The organism is Rhizobium metallidurans (assembly GCF_014196505.1).
Taxonomy (GTDB): Bacteria; Pseudomonadota; Alphaproteobacteria; order Rhizobiales; family Rhizobiaceae; genus Rhizobium; species Rhizobium metallidurans.
In genome coordinates, this window is the sequence record NZ_JACIDW010000036.1 from 1 (window position 1) to 18,270 (window position 18,270).

An 18,270-nucleotide genomic window follows, 5' to 3' on the forward strand; every position below is an offset into this window, starting at 1 on the left:
ATCAACAAGGACGAGGAAGCACCGATCTTCCAGGTCGCCGATTTCGGCCTCGTCGCCGATCTCTTCGACGCACTGCCCGAGCTGCGGAAGGCTCTGTAATTCCGTGGGGCCCGGTTTCCAACGCGGCGCCGGGCTTCCATCATCGCCCGTCATCTTTCGCACATGCGAACGACTGGAAAATTATCTTTTTAGGGGCTACTACTGCTGCCGGGCGATCATTCGCCCGGCAGTTTTGTTGAATAGGTGCGGCAATCGCGGGGGCGAAGGCCGAGCAGGGGTGTGGAGATGACTGCGGTGTTCAAGACGATCGGTATTATCGGCGCGGGCCAGATGGGTTGCGGTATCGCGCAGGTTTCGGCCAGCGCAGGCTACAGGGTCCACATCTACGATCTCACCCAGGATCGCATCGAGCGGGGGCTGGCCACCATCAACGGCAACCTCGCCCGCCACGTCACCAGCGGCAAGATGACCGACGAGGAGCGCTCGAGCACGCTCTCCTTGATATCGGGCTCCGCCGACATCAACGACCTCGCCTCCTCCGATCTCGTCATCGAGGCCGCGACCGAGGACGAAAGCGTCAAGCGCAAGATCTACGCCACGGTCTGTCCGGTCCTGAAGCCGGAAGCGATCATCGCCACCAACACCTCTTCTCTTTCGATCACCCGTCTGGCCTCCGCCACCGACCGTCCCGAGCGCTTCATGGGCATCCACTTCATGAACCCGGTGCCGGTCATGAAGCTGGTCGAACTCGTGCGCGGGATCGCCACCGAAGAGACCACCTTCAAGAAGGCCCGCGAATTCGTGGCCTCGCTCGAAAAGACCGTCACCGTCGCCGAGGACTTCCCGGCCTTCATCGTCAACCGCATCCTTTTGCCGATGATCAACGAGGCGATCTACACGCTTTACGAAGGCGTCGGCACCGTCGATGCCATCGACACCGCCATGAAGCTCGGCGCCAACCACCCGATGGGCCCGTTGCAGCTCGCCGATTTCATCGGCCTCGACACCTGCCTGTCGATCATGCAGGTCCTCCACGACGGCCTGGCGGACTCGAAATACCGCCCCTGCCCGCTGCTGGTGAAATACGTCGAAGCCGGCTGGCTCGGCCGCAAGTCCGGCCGCGGGTTCTATGATTATCGTGGCGAGGTTCCGGTTCCGACGCGGTAGGTTTTGGTCTTCGGAAGACCGGCCGCAATCGCCGAGCCCGGAGCCCCCTCATCCGCCTGCCGGCACCTTCTCCCCGTTGGGGAGAAGAGACTTGTGGCGGGCTGCTCGCCTCAAAATTCAGCGAACGTCTTAAGCCGCAACGCTCAAGTAGGGCAAAACGCCCGCGCCCAGCCCCTTCTCCCCACCGGGGAGAAGTGCCGGAGCGGAGCGAGGCGATGAGGGGGCCACGAGCACAAACGCCGCGACGACAGGCCCCCAAAAAACTAGATCCCCACCGCCGCCTTGATCAGCGCCTTGGCGTCCTCGCTGTCCCACGCCGCCGGCCCGTTCATCGACGAGATCAGGCACCCCTTCTGGTCGATGAGCAGCGTCACCGGCAGGCCGAAGGCCAGTCCCTGTTTCTTCAACCCGTTGAATACCCCGATCGTGTTGTCGCGGTAGAGGTTCAGCGCATCGACGCCCGTCTCCGAAAAGAACGTCTTCGGCTTCTCGTCGTCGCCGGTGTCGATGTTGACGGGCACCACCTGGAACTTGTCGCTGCCGAGCTGCTTTTCCAGCGTGTTCAACGCCGGCATTTCCTCGCGGCAGGGAAAACACCATGTCGCCCAGATATTCAACAGCACGGTCTTGCCGGCGAATTGGTCGAGCGTCATCGGCTTGCCGTCAGGATCGTTGAAGGCGACCGATGTCATGAGCTTCGGCTCGTCGGCGGCCACCATCGCCGCCACCTCGCCCTTCAGCAATGGCTTGATCCGGGTCGCGATCTCCCTGGTGGCATTGCAATCGCCCGCCGCCATATCGGCGCCGCCATTGCCAGACCCCGTCTCACTGATGTAAACCGCTGCCGCACCGGCAATGATGCCTGCGACGACCGCGATCCCGACCAGTTTCAGGGATGGCAGGCGCAAAGGCGTTTTTGTGGTCATTTCATTCTCCCGGACACGCGTTCTTCAAGGCAGGCATTCTTCATGGCCGACAGCACGGACACCAAATCCTCCAACCAGATGTGGGGCGGACGTTTCGCTTCCGGCCCAGATGCGATCATGGAGGAGATAAATGCCTCGATCGATTTCGACAAGAAGCTGTTTGCGCAGGATATCCGCGGATCGATCGCCCACGCCACCATGCTCGCCCACCAGGGTATTATCGCCAGCGATGATAAGGACAAGATCGTCGAAGGGCTAAACACGATCTTGTCAGAAATCGAAGCCGGCCAGTTCGAGTTTTCCCGCAAGCTCGAGGACATTCACATGAATGTCGAGGCGCGCCTGGCGACGCTCATCGGCCCGGCCGCCGGCCGCCTGCACACCGCCCGCTCGCGCAACGACCAGGTGGCGCTCGATTTCCGCCTCTGGGTGAAGGAAGAGCTGCAGAAGACCGAACAGCTGCTGACCAAGCTGATATCGGCCTTCCTCGACCGTGCCGAGGAACATGCCGATACCGTCATGCCCGGCTTCACGCATCTGCAGACCGCCCAGCCCGTCACCTTCGGCCATCACTGCATGGCCTATGTCGAAATGTTCGGTCGCGACCGCCAGCGCGTGCGCCACGCCATCGAGCACCTCGACGAGAGCCCGATCGGCTCGGCCGCCCTTGCCGGCACCGGCTATCCGATCGACCGCCACATGACGGCCAAGGCGCTCGGCTTCCGCGAGCCGACCCGCAATTCGATCGACACCGTTTCCGACCGCGATTTCGCCATCGAGTTCCTGGCGCTGGCCGCCATCTGCGCCATGCACCTGTCGCGGCTCGCCGAGGAGATCGTCATATGGTCGACGCCGCAGTTCGGCTTCGTGCGCCTGTCGGATGCCTTCTCCACCGGCTCATCGATCATGCCGCAGAAGAAGAACCCTGACGCCGCCGAGCTGGTGCGCGCCAAGACCGGCCGCATCAACGGCTCGCTGATCGCGCTGCTGACGATCATGAAGGGCCTGCCGCTCGCCTACTCCAAGGACATGCAGGAAGACAAGGAGCAGGTCTTCGACGCCGCCGAAAGCCTGGAGCTGGCGATCTCGGCCATGGCCGGCATGGTCCGCGACATGACGATCAACACGCAGCGCATGAAGGCCGCCGCCGGCTCCGGCTATTCGACCGCGACCGATCTCGCCGACTGGCTGGTGCGCGAGGCGGGTCTGCCCTTCCGCGACGCCCACCATGTGACCGGCCGCGCCGTGGCGCTCGCCGAAAGCAAGGGCTGCGACCTCTCCGACCTGTCGCTCGCCGAGCTGCAGGCGATCAACGCCGCCATTACGGACAAGGTTTACGACGTCTTGACCGTCGAGGCCTCGGTCGCCAGCCGCAAGAGCTTCGGCGGCACGGCGCCTTCGGAAGTCAGGAAGCAGATCGCCTACTGGCGCGCCCGCAACTGATCGCGAAAAGGGCGGAGCGCAACCGGCTTCGCCCCTTCGATTTCGCAAAGCGCGAGACCTCAACAATCAGGGTGCACAAGGAGGATAAACTTCGCTATGAAGGTGTCCATCCGTGCCGCTTCCCAAGAGGAATTCCATGCAGACCAGCTTCCCGCAGATCATCCGCCTGACGGTCGTTTTCGCCGTAATCGGCCTTGCCGTCGCCGGATGCGGGCGCAAGGGCGACCTCGATCCGCCGAGCGTGCAGGCGACGAAGGGTGGCGACTCGTCCAAACCGACGCCGCAGCCCGGTGTCAAGGACAAGCCCTTCTTCCTCGATCCCCTTCTGTAACAGGCCACCAAAGTGAACCATTTCGAGTATCGCGACGGCATCCTCTACGCCGAGAACGTTCCCGTTCCCGAGATCGCCAAGGCCGTGGGCACGCCCTTCTACGTCTATTCCACGGCAACGCTCGAGCGCCACTACAAGGTCTTCTCCGGGGCCTTCGGCGATGTCGACTCCATGGTCTGCTACGCCATGAAGGCCAATTCGAACCAGGCCGTCCTGAAGACGCTCGGCAATCTCGGCGCCGGCATCGACGTCGTCTCCGAAGGCGAGCTGCGACGCGCGCTGGCGGCCGGCATTCCGGCCAACCGCATCATGTTTTCCGGCGTCGGCAAGACGGCGCGCGAGATGGACTATGCGCTCGAGGCCGGCATCTACTGCTTCAACGTCGAATCCGAGCCGGAGCTCGAGATCCTCAACCAGCGTGCCATCAAGGCCGGCAAAAAGGCGCCCGTCTCCTTCCGCATCAATCCCGATGTCGACGCCCGCACGCACGCCAAGATCTCGACCGGCAAGAAGGAAAACAAGTTCGGCATCTCCTGGGAGCGCGCCCGCGCCGTTTACGCCCGCGCCGCCACCCTTGAAGGCATCGAGGCCACCGGCATCGACATGCATATCGGCAGCCAGATCACCGAGCTGCAGCCTTTCGACGACGCCTTCAAGCTGCTGCGCGAGCTCGTCGGCACGCTGCGCGCCGACGGCCACGATATCCACCATGTCGACATCGGCGGCGGCCTCGGCATTCCCTACAAGGAAGACAACAATCCGCCGCCGCTGCCCGACGCCTATGCCGCGATCGTCAAGAACCAGCTGCGCGAACTGAACTGCAAGATCGTCATGGAGCCCGGCCGCCTGATCGTCGGCAATGCCGGCATCCTGGTGACCGAAGTGCTCTACGTGAAGGATGGCGGCGAAAAGACCTTCGTCATCGTCGACGGCGCCATGAACGACCTCATCCGCCCGACGCTCTACGAGGCATGGCACGAGATCCGCCCTGTCGTGATCTCCGCCGCCAACGCGCCGCGCATCAAGGCCGATGTCGTGGGCCCCGTTTGCGAGACCGGCGATTACCTGGCGCTTGACCGCGAAATGGCGATGCCGAAACCCGGCGACCTCTTCGCCGTCTCGTCCGCCGGAGCCTATGGTGCCGTGCAGGCCGGCACCTACAACAGCCGGCTTCTGGTGCCCGAGGTGCTGGTCAAGGGCAGTGATTTCCACGTCATCCGTCCGCGCCGGACCTATGAGGAACTGATCGCGCTCGACAGCGTGCCCTCCTGGCTGGACTGACGCCGGCAATCACTTTTTGGCGACCGTGGAGCGAAAAGCCGGCATTGACCGGGCCCTGCCCTCGTCTTCGCCACAAAGAGTGTTATCCTTATCCACCAAGCAACTTGCCCGGCGGTCGCCGTGCAGGCCCTCTCTGCCCCTAGCGCCAGATCGCGGAGACCGGATTGAAGAACAGCCCCAGCAGCGAAAAGAAAGGTGCCCTTGCCCTGAAGCCGTCGCTCGCGCGGCTGGTGGCGGCAAAACGCCTGACCGCCCGATGCGTGTTGCTGTTCGAGCAGATGCTGCCGCTGACGCTGCCGATCCTGTCGCTTGGCGCTCTTTATCTCGCCGCGTCCTGGTTCGGTTTTTTCCGCACGGTTCCCGACTGGCTGCGCATCGTGCTGCTCGCCGGCTTCGGCCTCGGGCTTCTGGCGTCGCTTTATCCCTTCCGCAAGCTGCACTGGCCGGGCTCGGCGGCCGCCGACAGGCTCTTGGAAGAGCGCAACGGCCTGCCGCATCAGCCGGTCGCCGTCCAGGAGGACGAGCCGGCCTTCGACACCCCCTTCGCCCGGGCCCTGTGGCGCGAGCACCAGACCCGCATGGCCGAGAAGATCGCCACGCTGGATGCCGGCTTCCCGCGGCCCGATATCGCCTCGCACGACCGCTGGGCGCTACGCGCCATCCCGGCCCTTCTGATCGTCGTCGCCTTCGGCTATTCGCTGTCGACCAATGGCGGCTCGATCACCGACGCGCTGCAGCCGCGCCCGCAGGCACAGGCGACCGACCCCGCGGTGCGCATCGACGCCTGGATCACGCCGCCCGCCTATACCGGCCGCGCTCCGGTCTATCTCACCGCGACCGGCAGCGAGCAGGGCGCGATCAGGATCCCGCAATCGTCGAACCTTACCGTCCGCGTCTCGGGCGGCAAGGCCGAAGAGAAGGTGGTCTTCGCCGGTGAGGACGGCAAGCGCATCGAGATCGCCGCCACCGAAAACGCCGCCGCCGCGCCGAACGCTCCCGCCGCCGCAACGCCCGCGACACCCGCTCCGGCAACGGCAACGGCCGAGACCCAGCAGCCTGCAACCTCGCCGGCAACCGCCTCAACGCATCTGATGAAGCTCGAGGAAAACGGCACGCTCGAGGTCAACGGCCGCAAATGGGCCTTCGACGTCATTCCCGACGAGGCGCCCGAGATCGCCTTCAACGGCCTGCCGAAATCGACCGTCAACGGGGCGCTGGAGATCGGCTACACCGTCAAGGACGACTATGGCGTCCAGGAAGCAACGGCGGAAATCGTGCCTGTCGAGACCGACAGCAGCGCCACGCCCCTCTATCCGCTGCCGGAGTACAAGCTCGACATTCCGCGCCGCAACGCCCGCGACGCCAAGGGTGTCGCCAGCAGGAACATCACCGAGCACCCGCTGGCGGGCAAGCGCGTGCGCATCACCCTGATCGCCAGGGACGCCGCCGGCCAGACGGGCCGCAGCCCGCCGCATGAAATGACGCTTCCCGCCCGCCCCTTCACCGAGCCGCTGGCCGCCGCCGTCGCCGAACAGCGCCAGACCTTCGCGCTCGACACGCGCAAGATGCCGGAAGCGATCGCGCTCAACGAGGCGCTGACGCTGCGCCCGGAAGAGACGATCCCCAATCTCACCAATTACCTGCTGATCGAATCCGCCCGCCAGCGCATGAAGCTCGCCAAGGGCGACGTGGCGCTGAAGGACACCGCCGACTATCTCTGGGAGATCGCCATCGGCATGGAGGACGGCAATCTCTCGCAGGCCGAGCGCAATTTGCGCAACGCCCAGCAGAACCTCGCCGACGCCCTGCAGCGCAACGCGCCCGACGCCGAGGTCAAGAAGCTCATGGACGAGCTGCGCAAGGCGATGCAGGACTACATGAAGGAGCTGGCGCAGCGCATGCAGAATGCGCCGATGCAGCCCAACCAGAACGCCCAGAACGTCATCCGCCAGCAGGATCTGGAGCGGATGATGAACCAGATCGAGAACCTGGCCCGCTCCGGCAACCGCGACGCTGCCCAGCAGATGCTGTCGGAACTGCAGCGGATGATGAACAACATGCAGGCAGGCCGCCCGCAGCGCGGCCAGCAGCAGCAGGGCCAGGACAACAGCCAGATGCGCCAGCAGATGGACAAGCTCGGCCAGATCCTGCGCGACCAGCAGAAGCTGATGGAAGAGACCTTCAAGCTCGACCAGCAGTTGAAGGACCGCATGCAGCGCGGCGACCCCAACAACATGAACCCCGACCTCGGGATGAACGATCCGCTTCTGGACGACATGCCGATGGACAATGACGGCATGCCGCGGGACCAGCAGCGGCAACAGGGCCAGCAGGGTCAGCAGCAACAGGGCCAGCAGCAACAGGGACAGCAAGGCCAGCAGGGCCAGAACCCGTCCGACGAGATGACGGCCGAACAGCTGCGCGAGGCGCTGAAGCAGTTGCGCGAGCGCCAGGACCAGCTCGGCAAGCAGCTCGGCGAAATGCAGAAGAGCCTCGGCGACATGGGCATGAAGCCCGGCCAGGGCTTCGGCCAGGCGCAGCGCGAGATGGAAGGCGCCGGCCGCGAGCTCGGCCAGGGTCGCGGCGAACCGGCCATCCAGGGTCAGGGCCGCGCGCTGGAGGCACTACGCCAGGGCGCCCGAGACATGATGAACCAGATGATGCAGGCGCAGCAGGGCCAACAGGGCCAGGGTCAGGGACCGCAGGGCCAGGTCGGCCAGGGCAACCAGAACGGCCGTGATCCGCTCGGCCGCCCGCGCCGCGCCGATGGCCCCGATTTCGGCGACCAGGTGAAGGTGCCGGACGAGATCGACGTCCAGCGCGCCCGCGAAATTCTGGATGCCATCCGCGAAAAGCTGGGCAACAACCCTTCACAGGAGATGGAACGACGCTATCTTGAACGCCTGCTCGATATTCAATAAAGCACGCAGGATATATTCTTGATTTCAAACTTGCCCCGAACAGCGGCTTTTCACCCGTATGGGGCTATTCCAAAACCGCGGAAGCTTCGTAATGTCGCGGCGGCAGGCGACGAACGATAGCGATCCGATGGCAATTCTCTTCAAGACGGTAATCGACGAAAACACCGCATTCGGCATGATCGAAAGTGCCCTGTCCGGCCATGGCAGCGATTATGACGGCTATCTGAACGTCGTCGCCGACGAAGGCGAGCAGACGCTCACCTGGGGGCCGAACATGCATGCCGAGCAGTTCCAGGCCGAGGTCACGGAAATCTTTCGCGCCACCTGGGATCTCTGCAGTTTCTGGGTGGTGTACGAGCGCCGCGACGACCGCAAGGACCCCGCCGCCAACGATATCCGCAACGCCGCCTTCCGGCTGACGCGCACCTATGACGGCGTGCTCGTCGTCACGCTGAGCCTGCTTGGCAAGCTCGACGATGCCGACGACATCGAACTGATCTTCGTCTGTTTCAAGGAAGACCCGCAGCGCCGGAATTTCCGCGTGCGCTTCGAGGGCAAGTTCATTCAGCCGCAGAACTGAAAAAGCCGGCGAGGACCGCCGGCCATGATGCGATAACCGGCCTCGGGCGACCCCTCAGGCCGCCAGCGCGCGCGCGACCGCCTTGCGGATATCGGGAAGCGCGAACGGCTTCGACACGACATCGACGATCTTTTCGGCGAGGTCGTCGGCGCGTTCGCGCTGTTCGGCATAGCCGGTCATCAACAGAATCTTCAGCGCCGGAAAGGCCGACTTCGCCTGGTGCGCGAGCTCGATGCCGTCCATCACGGGCATGCGGATATCCGACAGCAGCAGGTCGTAACCGCCGATGTTGAGCTTCTCCAGCCCTTCCGCACCGTCAGCCGCTTCTTCGGTCTCATGACCGTCGAGGCGCAAAGCGCGGGCTACGAAAGAACGCAGGGAATCTTCGTCTTCCGTAATCAGAATTCTTGCCATGGTGTGCATTGCTCCGTTTCATGCCCTGCATCGCAAATCACACGACTTTCCTTTGCGAGTGGTAAACGGCCGAAGGCAATGATCCGGGCGATGGACGGAATGGTTAACAACCCGTCTTGAAATGGGGCATCCAAAGCATGTCGCGCGAAAGTGCGCAGTCGTTTTGCGGCAACGACATGCGACAAGAAAAAGACGGGTTACGCGTCGCCGGTGACGACGCCCACGAAGGGGAGCTCGCGGAAGGCATAGGCCACGTCCATGCCGTAGCCGACGACGAAATAGTCTGGGCATTCGAAGCCGACATAATCCGCTTCCAGCTTTTCCTTGCGCTTCACGCTCTTGTCGAGCAGCACGGCGATGGTGACGTTGCGGGCACCGCGCTCGTAGAGCAGTTCCTTGGCGAACTTCAGCGTGCGGCCGGATTCGAGGATGTCGTCGATCAGCAGAACGTCGCGGTCCTTCACCTCGCTGTCGATGTCCTTGACGATCCTGACACCCTGAGAAACCGTGCCGGTGCCGTAGCTCGACAGCGTGATGAACTCGACCTCGGGCGCAAGCCCGCTGTCGTGCAGCGCGCGAATGAGGTCGGCCGCGAAAATGAACGATCCCTTGAGGACGGCGATGACGAGCAGGTCCTTGGTCGGCCCCTTGGCGATCTCGCGGGCGATGGCATGATTGCGCTCGGCAATCTGCTCGGCCGTGAAAAGAGGATCGATATTCTTACCGCGCACCACAGGCATGAAGGCTTGCTCCTTGAAAACAAGCACAAGCCGTTACCACAAACCGCGCGGTGAAACACCCCTTAAAGCAACGCTATCCGCAGGATCGCGGGGACGTCAGGGCATGAAGGCGAGGCGAACCTCGGGCGTCTTCGCGCCGGGATACTGTATCTTCGACGAGAAGCCTCGGCTCTGGCCGCCATAGATCACGTCGGTGGGCGCATCGATCACCACGCTGGCGACCAGCTTGTCGTCGGCGTAGAGGTTGGCACGGATCGGCCGCACCATCTGCGTCGTGCCGCTGACATTGTCGATGATGCCGTTGATCAGGAGCACCCGCATGCCGTTGGCATCGCGCGGCGTCGCCGTCACATGCGTGAAGTGCAGCGGCTCGTTGTCGACGGCCGCGTTGGACGCCGATAGCCCGGAAAACCCGCCGGACAGGCCGAAGACGAGGACGCACAGCGCCACGACAAGCACGACGAAATGCCTGGCCGACGCCCGCTGCAGCCAGTCCTCCGCCACCTGAAGCAGGGATGGCGCCTGAGCAGGTGCCGCTCGCTCCGCACGCGGCTGCGGACGGCCGGCGCTGCGGCTGTTGTCGTTGAAGCTGCGGCCGGTGAAATTGCGGTCGGCGGAACCGGGGCCGCGCTGCCTGCCGATGACGACGAATTCGGCATCGGCGATATCGTCGGGACGGCTTTGCCGGCGATCGCGCTTCACGGCTTCGGGCGGCAGGAAATCGTAGGCCCGCCCGGGTGCCTGGCGCTTGAACGAGGAGGATGTCATGACGACCGCCTTTCCGGTATCCACTGCTTTCACGGTCCGCAACGGATGCGGGCATTGAAACGAATCCTCTCTACTCGTAAATTTTATTGGTTAATGCTTCGCAAAGACCGCCATCAAACAGGCGTCTTTCCAGCGAAATTTACCGGTTGTTAACGGATCTGGTTAACAAGTCATGCGGTGAAACAACAAGAAACTGAGCGGCCCGTTGATCCACTTCGAGAATGTCGGTTTGCGCTATGGAATGGGGCCGGAGATTCTCCGGGACCTGACCTTCGATATCCCGAAGAAATCCTTCCAGTTCCTGACCGGCCCCTCGGGCGCCGGCAAGACCACGCTGCTTCGGCTTCTGTTTCTCTCGCTGCAGCCGACGCGCGGCCTGATCCGCATGTTCGGGCGCGACATTTCCGACATTCCGCGCAGCGAGCTGCCGCTGCTTCGCCGCCGCGTCGGCATCATCTTCCAGGAATTCCGCCTGCTCGACCATCTCACCACCTATGAGAACGTGGCGCTGCCGCTGCGCGTGCGCGGCAAGGATGAGAGCTCCTACAGGACCGACGTGCTGGAACTCCTGAAGTGGGTCGGCCTCGGCGAGCGCATCAATGTGCTGCCGCCGGTGCTTTCGGGCGGCGAGAAGCAGCGCGCCGCGATTGCCCGCGCCCTCATCGACCGTCCCGAGATCCTGCTCGCCGACGAACCGACCGCCAACGTCGATCCGCCCATGGCGCGGCGCCTCCTGAACCTCTTTCTCGAACTGAACCGCCTGGGAACCGCCGTCGTAATCGCCACCCACGATCTGACACTGATGGACCAGGTGGACGCCCGCCGGATGATTCTCTCGGAAGGGCACCTCGACATCCATGACTGAGCCCTCCTCCCGCCCCGCCGCGCCCGCCGCCCCCAAGGGTCAGAAACGCCCGGAGATGAAGGTGCGCCCGACCGCGCCGATTCTCCCCTCGGCCAATATCCAGGGCAACGCGCTGATGGTGGTGATCGCGATCATGGCCTTCCTTGCCTGCCTGACGCTCGGCGGCGTCTCGATGGTGCGCTCGACGGCGGCGAGCTGGGAAAGCCAGATTTCCCGCGAGGTCACGATCCAGATCAAGCCCGAGGACGGCCTCGACATGGACAAGGCGCTGACCGAGGCGCGGCGCATCGCGCTGACCTTCGTCGGCACCAAGGACGGCCAGATCGTCGATGAGGCCGCCACCGCGCGCCTCCTGGAACCTTGGCTCGGCAGCGGTCTCGACATCAAGGAACTGCCCGTCCCCCGCCTCGTCGTCATCACCATCGACGAGACGAACCCGCCCGATTTCGAGGCGATGCGCGCGCTTCTGAAGGAGAGCATTCCGCAATCCTCGCTCGACGATCACCGCACCTGGGTCGACCGCCTGGTGTCGATGGCGCATACCACCGTGATGATCGGCACCGGGGTGCTGCTTCTGGTCTTCTCCGCCATGGTGCTCACCGTCGTCTTCGCCACCCGTGGCGCATTGTCTGGCAACAGGCACATCGTCGAAGTCCTGCATTTCGTCGGCGCCGAAAGCTCCTTCGTCGCCACCGAGTTTCAGAAGCACTTCCTGAAGATCAGCCTCAAGGGCTCGGCCATCGGCTCAGCACTTGCCGCGCTCTTCTTCATGGGCGCCGGCTTCCTGCAAAGCCGCACACTCGCCACCCCGCAGACCGACCAGGCCACCGCGCTGTTCGGCACATTCTCGGTGGGCGCGCTGGGCTATGCCGGCATCTTCGCGACGATGATCATCATCGCGCTTCTGACCACTTTCACCGCCCGCCTGACCGTCATGCGCACCATCTATGAAATCGACACGCTACGCTCGGACCCGGCCCGAGCCGACGGCCTTCCGAATTGAGATCGCCGGCTGCATTTTGCCATGAAAGCGTCTGTTCGCCGCCCTAATCTGCGTATATTTTTCGATTCATGAGCATGAGCCGCATGTCGCACGACCCGATTCGCCCGAAAACGGAGCTTCCCCGCTCCGAAGGCGAGCCCGCGCGCCGTGGTCCCGTCCGCCGCATGCTGCGCTGGGGCGGCGTCGCATGCGTGCTCCTTATCGCTGTGGTTTTCGGCGGCTTTCTGTTCTTCGCGGATTCGGTCACGACCCTGAAGCCGCCGCTCGATCCGCATGCCGACGCCATCGTCGTCCTGACCGGCGGCTACCAGCGCATCGACCAGGCCGTGGAACTGCTGCAGCGGGGCGCCGGCAAGCGCCTGCTGATCTCGGGCGTCTACCCGAGTACCACCCGCGCCCAGATCCGCAAGATGACCCAGGCGGCACCCGAGATCTTCGATTGCTGCGTCGACATCGGCTACGATGCACTCGACACCATCGGCAACGCCGAGGAAGCGACGAACTGGATACACGCGAAGGGCTACAAGAGCGTGCTCGTCGTCACCAACAACTACCACATGCCGCGCAGCCTCGCCGAGCTCGCCTATGTCGATCCGGACACCGAGTTCGTCCCCTATCCCGTCGTCAATACCGATCTCAAGAACAGCAACTGGTTCACCGATCCCAACGCCATGCGCGTCATGCTGGCCGAATACGGCAAGCTGCTCTTCGCCGGCGCCCGCAATCTCACCGGCCTCTTCCGCAATCCGGGCCTGCGCTCGGCCGACGGCGACACCTAGTCTAGCGCCTGTCCGGCTCCAGGCCGATCAGCGCTTTTTATGCGGATGAATATCGTGTAGGACGGCTGAGCCGCCCGTCTGGCGGATACTGGCCTCGGGAAACTTCATGATCGCCCTGCGTTCCGTCCTCTTCAACACGATCTTCTACGCCAATCTCATCCTGCGGATGATCGTGTTCTCGCCCTATTACTTCCTGGCGCCGCGCAGGTCCGCCTACAAAGTGCCGAAGGACTGGGCGCGCTCCAACCACTGGCTGATGGAAAAGATCGTCGGCACCACCTTCGAGATCGAGGGCCTGGAGAACCTGCCCGAGGGCGGCTACATCCTGGCGCCCAAGCACCAGTCCTTCTGGGACACCTATGCGCTGCTCCCCTGGCTGAAGGACCCGGTCTATATCCTGAAGCGCGAACTCATGTGGATTCCGCTCTTCGGCTGGTACGCCAAGAAGCAGCGGATGATCCCGATCAATCGCGGCGCCCGCGGCAAGGTCATGGTCGAGGCCCTGCGCCGCACCAAGGAGGAACTCGCCACCGGCCGCCAGCTGATCATCTATCCCGAGGGTACCCGCCGGCCGCCGGGCGCCGAACCGCTCTACAAATACGGCATCGCCCGCATGTACCGCGACCTGCAGCTGCCGGTCGTGCCCGTCGCCATGCATCCCGGCCTCTTCTGGCCGCGCCGCTCGACCATGCGCTATCCCGGCCATTACAAGGTGCGCATCTTGAAGCCGATCGAGCCCGGCATGGACCCCGATGCCTTCTTCGCCCACCTGATCGAGGTGACCGAACGCGCCAGCGACGAACTCCTGATCGACGCCGCCGAGCGCAACCCGGACCTGCCCTTGCCGCCGACCGTCGTCCAGCGCCTGAAGGAACTGCGCGAGCAGCAAGCCACGACGGCCTGACCCCCGCCAGGCCGTGCGGCGGCCTTGCCGCTCAAGCCGCCCGCAGCCGCTCCACCTCGTCGACCACGCCTTCCAGCCAGTGGTCGCGAATGCCCATTTCCTTCAGATGCGTCAGCGTGTTGAAGACATAGGCGTCGTTCGGGCCGGACTTGCCCTGCGCCTGGTGGACAATGCGCGCGGCATCCACGGTGTCGAGCGAACCGGCATATTGCGTATGGGCGCGATCGACGACATAGGCGACGCCGCGCACACCGCGCCCGCCCTTCAATTGCAGCGGAACCTGACGCTCCAGATAAACGTTTGTCACCAGTTCGCGTGCTCTCAGATAGGCGATGACCTCGTCCCAGTCCTCGGCCGCGACACGAAACGCCATCCCGCGGCACGATCCTCCGCGGTCCAGCCCCAGCACCAGTCCCGGATTTTGCTGGGTTCCCCGATGCACCCAAGAGCGAACGCAGAGAGACCGTCGATAGCCATGAACAAGCGCTTGTGACCGTTCAACAAACGCGAAGCCCGGATTCCACATTAGCGATCCGTAGCCAAACACCCAAAATTCGTCCATATCCCAAGCCAGACCGAGATTCCCATTTGCGGATAACCATTGGAGAACATCATGGCAGCGTCAAGCCAATCCCGTAGCGGCAAGAAATTCTGGTTGCTCGGAACAGGCATCGTTCTCGTGATCGCGCTTTATACAGCCGGCTGGTTCTACGCCGCCTCGACCCTGAAGAACACGGTCCTGTCGACGATCGGCCCCGGCAACAGCGGCGGCGTGTCGGGCGAATGCTCCGATATCGACTTCCGCGGCTACCCCTTCCGCATCGGCCTCTTCTGCTCGAAGGTGGATGTCGACGACAATAACAACGGCGTGTCGGCGACCTTCGGCGCGTTGCGATCGGCCGCCCAGGTCTACGCCCCCGGCCATATCGTCTGGGAACTCGATTCGCCGGCCGAGATCCGCACCGCGCGCGGCCTGTCGGTCAACGCCGAGTGGGCGAACATGCAGTCGAGCCTCGTCACCAAGTTCAAGGGCGTCGACCGGTCCTCGACGGTCATCGACGGGCTGAAGGCCACCGCGGTCTCGTCCGCCACCGGCCAGACGATCACCTTCGACGCCGGCCGCACCGAACTGCACCTGCGCCAGAATGGCCCTGACCTCGACGGCGCGGTCTCGCTCATCGATGCGCAGACCGTCATCAAGGACTGGCCGCAGGTCTTGCCGAAGCTCTCGGCGAGCGCCGACCTGACGCTAGCGGGCAAGGCCGGCATGATCGACGGCCGCGACGCCAAGGGCCTTTACGGGGCCAGCGGCGAGCTTCGCAAGGCCGTGGCCGATATCGGCGGCGGCAAGGTGATGACGCTATCAGGCCCCTTCTCCTTCGATGAGGAGGGCTATCTCAGCGCCCAGTTCAAGCTGCAGATCGAGGACGTCAACGCCTGGCGCGACAGCATCAAGCAGAGCTTCCCCGATATCGCCAAGACGGTCGAGACGGCCGCCAAGCTCCTGAAGGCGATGGCGGGCGGCGGCGGCACGGTCTCGGTCGATCTCGTCGTCCAGCGCGGCAACGCCACCGTCAGCGGCTTCATCCCGCTCGGCCAGATCCCGCCGATCTGAGGTTTATGCCGGGCTGAGAACACGCCACACGTCGTAATTTGGCGCCGGCGCTTCCCCACACTCCCTCATCCCGGCCTTGTGCCGGGATCCAGCGCGATCAAGTCCCTGATCGCAAGAGGCTCCCTTCGCCGCGCGGACGCGCGGCGGCTGGATCCCTGTGACATCGCCCGGGCGAAGCCTGGGCACAGGGATGAGGGTGGAAATGGTGGCGCTTGTCACCTTACCGGAGAGCGCGAAGCAGATGCGACGCAAGGAGCTCGCGTCGCCCCACCTCACCCCTTCTTGTCGAGCGTATGCGGCCGCCCGAAGTCGGGCGCATCGACATCCTGGCCGGCCTCGATGATCGAGCGGCGGATGGCGCGTGTGCGGGTGAAGAGGTCGAAGATCTTGTCCCCTTCGCCCCAGCGGATCGCCCGCTGCAGATAGGCGAGGTCTTCGGAAAACCGCGCCAGCATCTCAAGAATCGCATCCTTGTTGTGCAGGCACACATCCCGCCACATGGTCGGGTCGGAGGCCGCCAGACGCGTGAAATCGCGAAAGCCGGAGGCCGAATACTTGATCACTTCCGATTCCGTCACCGTGCCCAGATCGTCGGCCGTGCCGACGATGTTGAAGGCGATCAGGTGCGGCAGGTGCGAGACGATGGCGAGCACCTTGTCGTGGTGCTCGGGGTCCATCACGTCGATCTTCGAGCCAAGCGTCTCCCAGAAGCGGCTGAGCGCGGCAAGCGCCTTTTCGTCCGTCCCCTCGAGCGGCGTGAAGATGCACCAGCGGCCGGCGAACAGGCCGGGGAAGCCGGCATCCGGACCCGACTTTTCCGTACCCGCCAGCGGGTGGCCGGGAATGAAGTGAACGTTGTCGGGCATATGCGGCTGCATCTGCGCGATGACCGACGCTTTGGTCGAGCCGACATCGGTGACGATGGCGCCCGGCTTCAGGCTACCGGCGATCTCCTTGGCCACCGCCTCTGACGCGCCGACGGGCACCGAGACGATGACGAGGTCCGCATCCTTGACCGCTTCGGCCGAAGACGTCGTGTAGCGGTCACCGAGTTCAAGCTCTTCCGCCCGCTTCAGCGTCTCGGCGCTGCGGGTGGCGATGACCACCTCTTTCGCCAGCCCCAGCCGCTTGATGTCATGCGCCAGCGACGAGCCGATCAGGCCGATGCCGATAAGCGCGATGCGATCGAACTGGACCGTCATGCTTTTCGTCCCATGAACTCGCCGAGCGCCTCGATGACGCCGCGGTTGGCCTCCTCGGGGCCGACGCTCATGCGCAGCGAATTCTTGAAGCCGTAGCCCTTGACCGCGCGCAGGATATAGCCGCGGCTGGTGAGGAACTCATCGGCCTCGTCGGCGCGCTTGCCGTCCACATCGGGGAAATGGATGAGCACGAAATTGGTGACTGATGGCGTGACCTTCAGGCCGATCGCCTCGAAGGCGCCGGTCAGCTTGTCGATCCACATCTGGTTGAAAGCGACGGCGTCCTGCATGAAGGACTGGTCGCGGATCGCGGCCGCACCGGCCGAGATCGCCGCCATATTCATGTTGAACGGTCCGCGCACGCGGTTCAGCGCATCGATGATATCGGCGGGCGCGTACATCCAGCCGACGCGCAGTGCCGCCAGGCCGTAGACCTTCGAGAAGGTCCGGGTCATCACCACGTTCGGGTTCGACGACACGATCTCGATACCGGATTCATAGTCGTTACGGCGCACATATTCGGCATAGGCCGCGTCGAGCACCAGAACGACGTTCTTCGGCAGCGCCGCATGCAGGCGGCGGATCTCGCTGACCGGAACATAGGTGCCCGTCGGGTTGCCCGGATTGGCGATGAACACCATCCTGGTCTTCTCCGTCACGGCGGCGATGATCGCGTCGACGTCGACTGTCGCCTCCTTCTCCTTGACCGTGACGACGGTGGCGCCGGCACCCATGATCTGGATCTTGTAGACCAGGAAGCCGTGCTCGGTGATGATCGCCTCGTCGCCGGGCGCCAGATAGACGTGGCAGAGCAGGCCGAGCAGCTCATCCGAGCCGTTGCCGCAGAGAATGTTAGCCGGGTTGAGCCCATGCACCGCCGCGATCGCCTCGCGCAGCTCGACGGCCTGCCCATCGGGGTAGCGCTCGAGATTGTCGGCCGCGGCCCGATAGGCGGCAATCGCCTTCGGGCTGGCGCCGAGCGGCGTTTCGTTGGACGACAGCTTATAGACGCGCGCCACGCCCGGCGCATGTTCCTTGCCGGGCACATAGGCCGCGATGTCAAGAATACCGGCACGGGGAACAGGCTTGCTCGTCTCTACGCTCATGGGATCAACCTTGGAAAAGGCCGGGGTGTCCGGCTGGAAATTGCCTTCAGGCAATAGAACGGAAATGGGGCGTTGTCGAGTGGTGGGGGGAGATAGGGAGAGCGGCCCGCCGCGAGTCTCTTCCCCCCAACGGGGGGAAGGTGCCGGCAGGCGGATGAGCATCTGTGTTGAAGGTCAAGGTGGATTTGGCGTCCAGCATCGATTTTCAGCGAGAAGCGTGTTGGC

At 64.0% G+C, this 18,270-nt stretch carries 18 protein-coding genes and 1 pseudogene; 12 read left to right on the top strand and 7 right to left on the bottom strand.

All coding sequences use genetic code 11. The features are described 5' to 3' along the window. Together GGQ67_RS24055 and GGQ67_RS24060 are read left to right on the top strand one after the other, a co-directional pair. A pseudogene (locus tag GGQ67_RS24055) lies at window positions 1-99 on the top strand (electron transfer flavoprotein subunit alpha/FixB family protein); the annotation flags it as partial. Window positions 100-285: 186 nt separating this feature from the next. Beyond that, on the top strand, window positions 286-1,167 hold the full coding sequence (locus GGQ67_RS24060) for a 3-hydroxybutyryl-CoA dehydrogenase (RefSeq protein WP_183902633.1): 882 nt from the start codon (window positions 286-288) through the stop codon (window positions 1,165-1,167). 263 nt (window positions 1,168-1,430) lie between these two features. Here the strand turns inward: GGQ67_RS24060 and tlpA are convergent, their stop codons facing one another. Next, complete coding sequence (gene tlpA, locus GGQ67_RS24065) at window positions 1,431-2,093, bottom strand: thiol:disulfide interchange protein TlpA (protein WP_183902634.1); 663 nt, start codon at window positions 2,091-2,093, stop codon at window positions 1,431-1,433. 42 nt (window positions 2,094-2,135) lie between these two features. Between tlpA and argH the strand changes: the two genes are divergently transcribed. From argH to GGQ67_RS24090, 5 genes are all read left to right on the top strand, one after another. Then, complete coding sequence (gene argH / locus GGQ67_RS24070; protein ID WP_183902635.1) at window positions 2,136-3,536, top strand: argininosuccinate lyase; 1,401 nt, start codon at window positions 2,136-2,138, stop codon at window positions 3,534-3,536. 136 nt (window positions 3,537-3,672) lie between these two features. After that, the gene (gene lptM, locus GGQ67_RS24075) at window positions 3,673-3,867 is read left to right on the top strand and encodes an LPS translocon maturation chaperone LptM (RefSeq protein WP_183902636.1); all 195 of its coding nucleotides are present in this window, start codon (window positions 3,673-3,675) and stop codon (window positions 3,865-3,867) included. 12 nt (window positions 3,868-3,879) lie between these two features. Then, a complete protein-coding gene (gene lysA, locus GGQ67_RS24080; RefSeq protein ID WP_183902637.1) occupies window positions 3,880-5,148 on the top strand; it encodes a diaminopimelate decarboxylase in 1,269 nt (422 codons plus the stop codon). A gap of 164 nt (window positions 5,149-5,312) precedes the next feature. Then, window positions 5,313-8,069: a TIGR02302 family protein gene (locus tag GGQ67_RS24085; RefSeq protein WP_183902638.1), complete on the top strand. Its 2,757-nt coding sequence runs from the start codon at window positions 5,313-5,315 to the stop codon at window positions 8,067-8,069. 127 nt (window positions 8,070-8,196) lie between these two features. Beyond that, entirely contained in the window at window positions 8,197-8,649 is a 453-nt protein-coding gene (locus GGQ67_RS24090) for a hypothetical protein (protein ID WP_183902639.1), read from the top strand. A 54-nt stretch (window positions 8,650-8,703) separates the two neighbouring features. On the opposite strand, the gene GGQ67_RS24095 is transcribed toward GGQ67_RS24090, so the two are convergent. The 3 genes from GGQ67_RS24095 to GGQ67_RS24105 form a co-directional block, all read right to left on the bottom strand. Then, window positions 8,704-9,063: a response regulator gene (locus GGQ67_RS24095; RefSeq protein WP_026283548.1), complete on the bottom strand. Its 360-nt coding sequence runs from the start codon at window positions 9,061-9,063 to the stop codon at window positions 8,704-8,706. Between the two features lie 197 nt (window positions 9,064-9,260). Then, window positions 9,261-9,803, bottom strand: coding sequence for a hypoxanthine phosphoribosyltransferase (gene hpt, locus GGQ67_RS24100; RefSeq protein WP_183902640.1), 543 nt, complete (start codon window positions 9,801-9,803; stop codon window positions 9,261-9,263). A gap of 96 nt (window positions 9,804-9,899) precedes the next feature. Next, window positions 9,900-10,571: a hypothetical protein gene (locus GGQ67_RS24105; RefSeq protein WP_210279780.1), complete on the bottom strand. Its 672-nt coding sequence runs from the start codon at window positions 10,569-10,571 to the stop codon at window positions 9,900-9,902. 205 nt (window positions 10,572-10,776) lie between these two features. Between GGQ67_RS24105 and ftsE the strand changes: the two genes are divergently transcribed. From ftsE to GGQ67_RS24125, 4 genes are all read left to right on the top strand, one after another. Then, window positions 10,777-11,436 (top strand): cell division ATP-binding protein FtsE, encoded by a 660-nt coding sequence (ftsE, locus tag GGQ67_RS24110; RefSeq protein ID WP_183902642.1) that lies wholly within the window; start codon window positions 10,777-10,779, stop codon window positions 11,434-11,436. Continuing rightward, window positions 11,429-12,439 carry a cell division protein FtsX gene (locus GGQ67_RS24115; RefSeq protein ID WP_183902643.1) on the top strand — a complete coding sequence of 337 codons (1,011 nt, stop codon included), beginning with the start codon at window positions 11,429-11,431 and terminating at the stop codon, window positions 12,437-12,439. The genes ftsE and GGQ67_RS24115 overlap by 8 nt, the downstream gene beginning before the upstream one ends. An 83-nt stretch (window positions 12,440-12,522) precedes the next feature. Further along, entirely contained in the window at window positions 12,523-13,218 is a 696-nt protein-coding gene (locus tag GGQ67_RS24120; RefSeq protein ID WP_246400316.1) for a YdcF family protein, read from the top strand. A 106-nt stretch (window positions 13,219-13,324) separates the two neighbouring features. After that, the gene (locus GGQ67_RS24125) at window positions 13,325-14,122 is read left to right on the top strand and encodes a lysophospholipid acyltransferase family protein (protein WP_183902645.1); all 798 of its coding nucleotides are present in this window, start codon (window positions 13,325-13,327) and stop codon (window positions 14,120-14,122) included. A gap of 31 nt (window positions 14,123-14,153) precedes the next feature. Here GGQ67_RS24125 and GGQ67_RS24130 read toward each other — a convergent pair whose 3' ends face one another. Continuing rightward, window positions 14,154-14,684 (bottom strand): gamma-glutamylcyclotransferase, encoded by a 531-nt coding sequence (locus GGQ67_RS24130; RefSeq protein WP_183902646.1) that lies wholly within the window; start codon window positions 14,682-14,684, stop codon window positions 14,154-14,156. Between the two features lie 51 nt (window positions 14,685-14,735). Between GGQ67_RS24130 and GGQ67_RS24135 the strand changes: the two genes are divergently transcribed. Continuing rightward, the gene (locus GGQ67_RS24135) at window positions 14,736-15,737 is read left to right on the top strand and encodes a DUF2125 domain-containing protein (RefSeq protein WP_183902647.1); all 1,002 of its coding nucleotides are present in this window, start codon (window positions 14,736-14,738) and stop codon (window positions 15,735-15,737) included. Window positions 15,738-16,009: 272 nt separating this feature from the next. On the opposite strand, the gene GGQ67_RS24140 is transcribed toward GGQ67_RS24135, so the two are convergent. Continuing rightward, entirely contained in the window at window positions 16,010-16,939 is a 930-nt protein-coding gene (locus GGQ67_RS24140; RefSeq protein WP_183902648.1) for a prephenate/arogenate dehydrogenase family protein, read from the bottom strand. Beyond that, a complete protein-coding gene (gene hisC, locus GGQ67_RS24145) occupies window positions 16,936-18,045 on the bottom strand; it encodes a histidinol-phosphate transaminase (protein ID WP_183902649.1) in 1,110 nt (369 codons plus the stop codon). The genes GGQ67_RS24140 and hisC overlap by 4 nt, the downstream gene beginning before the upstream one ends. Window positions 18,046-18,270 lie beyond the last annotated feature (225 nt).

Excerpts from the sequence above, each read along its gene's own strand:
- GGQ67_RS24060 (WP_183902633.1), top strand. The coding sequence starts at position 286 with ATGACTGCGGTGTTCAAGACGATCGGTATTATCGGCGCGGGCCAGATG.
- tlpA (WP_183902634.1), bottom strand. The coding sequence starts at position 2,093 with ATGACCACAAAAACGCCTTTGCGCCTGCCATCCCTGAAACTGGTCGGG.
- argH (WP_183902635.1), top strand. The coding sequence starts at position 2,136 with ATGGCCGACAGCACGGACACCAAATCCTCCAACCAGATGTGGGGCGGA.
- lptM (WP_183902636.1), top strand. The coding sequence starts at position 3,673 with ATGCAGACCAGCTTCCCGCAGATCATCCGCCTGACGGTCGTTTTCGCC.
- GGQ67_RS24090 (WP_183902639.1), top strand. The coding sequence starts at position 8,197 with ATGGCAATTCTCTTCAAGACGGTAATCGACGAAAACACCGCATTCGGC.
- GGQ67_RS24095 (WP_026283548.1), bottom strand. The coding sequence starts at position 9,063 with ATGGCAAGAATTCTGATTACGGAAGACGAAGATTCCCTGCGTTCTTTC.
- hpt (WP_183902640.1), bottom strand. The coding sequence starts at position 9,803 with ATGCCTGTGGTGCGCGGTAAGAATATCGATCCTCTTTTCACGGCCGAG.
- GGQ67_RS24105 (WP_210279780.1), bottom strand. The coding sequence starts at position 10,571 with ATGACATCCTCCTCGTTCAAGCGCCAGGCACCCGGGCGGGCCTACGAT.
- GGQ67_RS24115 (WP_183902643.1), top strand. The coding sequence starts at position 11,429 with ATGACTGAGCCCTCCTCCCGCCCCGCCGCGCCCGCCGCCCCCAAGGGT.
- GGQ67_RS24120 (WP_246400316.1), top strand. The coding sequence starts at position 12,523 with ATGTCGCACGACCCGATTCGCCCGAAAACGGAGCTTCCCCGCTCCGAA.
- GGQ67_RS24125 (WP_183902645.1), top strand. The coding sequence starts at position 13,325 with ATGATCGCCCTGCGTTCCGTCCTCTTCAACACGATCTTCTACGCCAAT.
- GGQ67_RS24130 (WP_183902646.1), bottom strand. The coding sequence starts at position 14,684 with ATGGACGAATTTTGGGTGTTTGGCTACGGATCGCTAATGTGGAATCCG.
- GGQ67_RS24135 (WP_183902647.1), top strand. The coding sequence starts at position 14,736 with ATGGCAGCGTCAAGCCAATCCCGTAGCGGCAAGAAATTCTGGTTGCTC.
- GGQ67_RS24140 (WP_183902648.1), bottom strand. The coding sequence starts at position 16,939 with ATGACGGTCCAGTTCGATCGCATCGCGCTTATCGGCATCGGCCTGATC.
- hisC (WP_183902649.1), bottom strand. The coding sequence starts at position 18,045 with ATGAGCGTAGAGACGAGCAAGCCTGTTCCCCGTGCCGGTATTCTTGAC.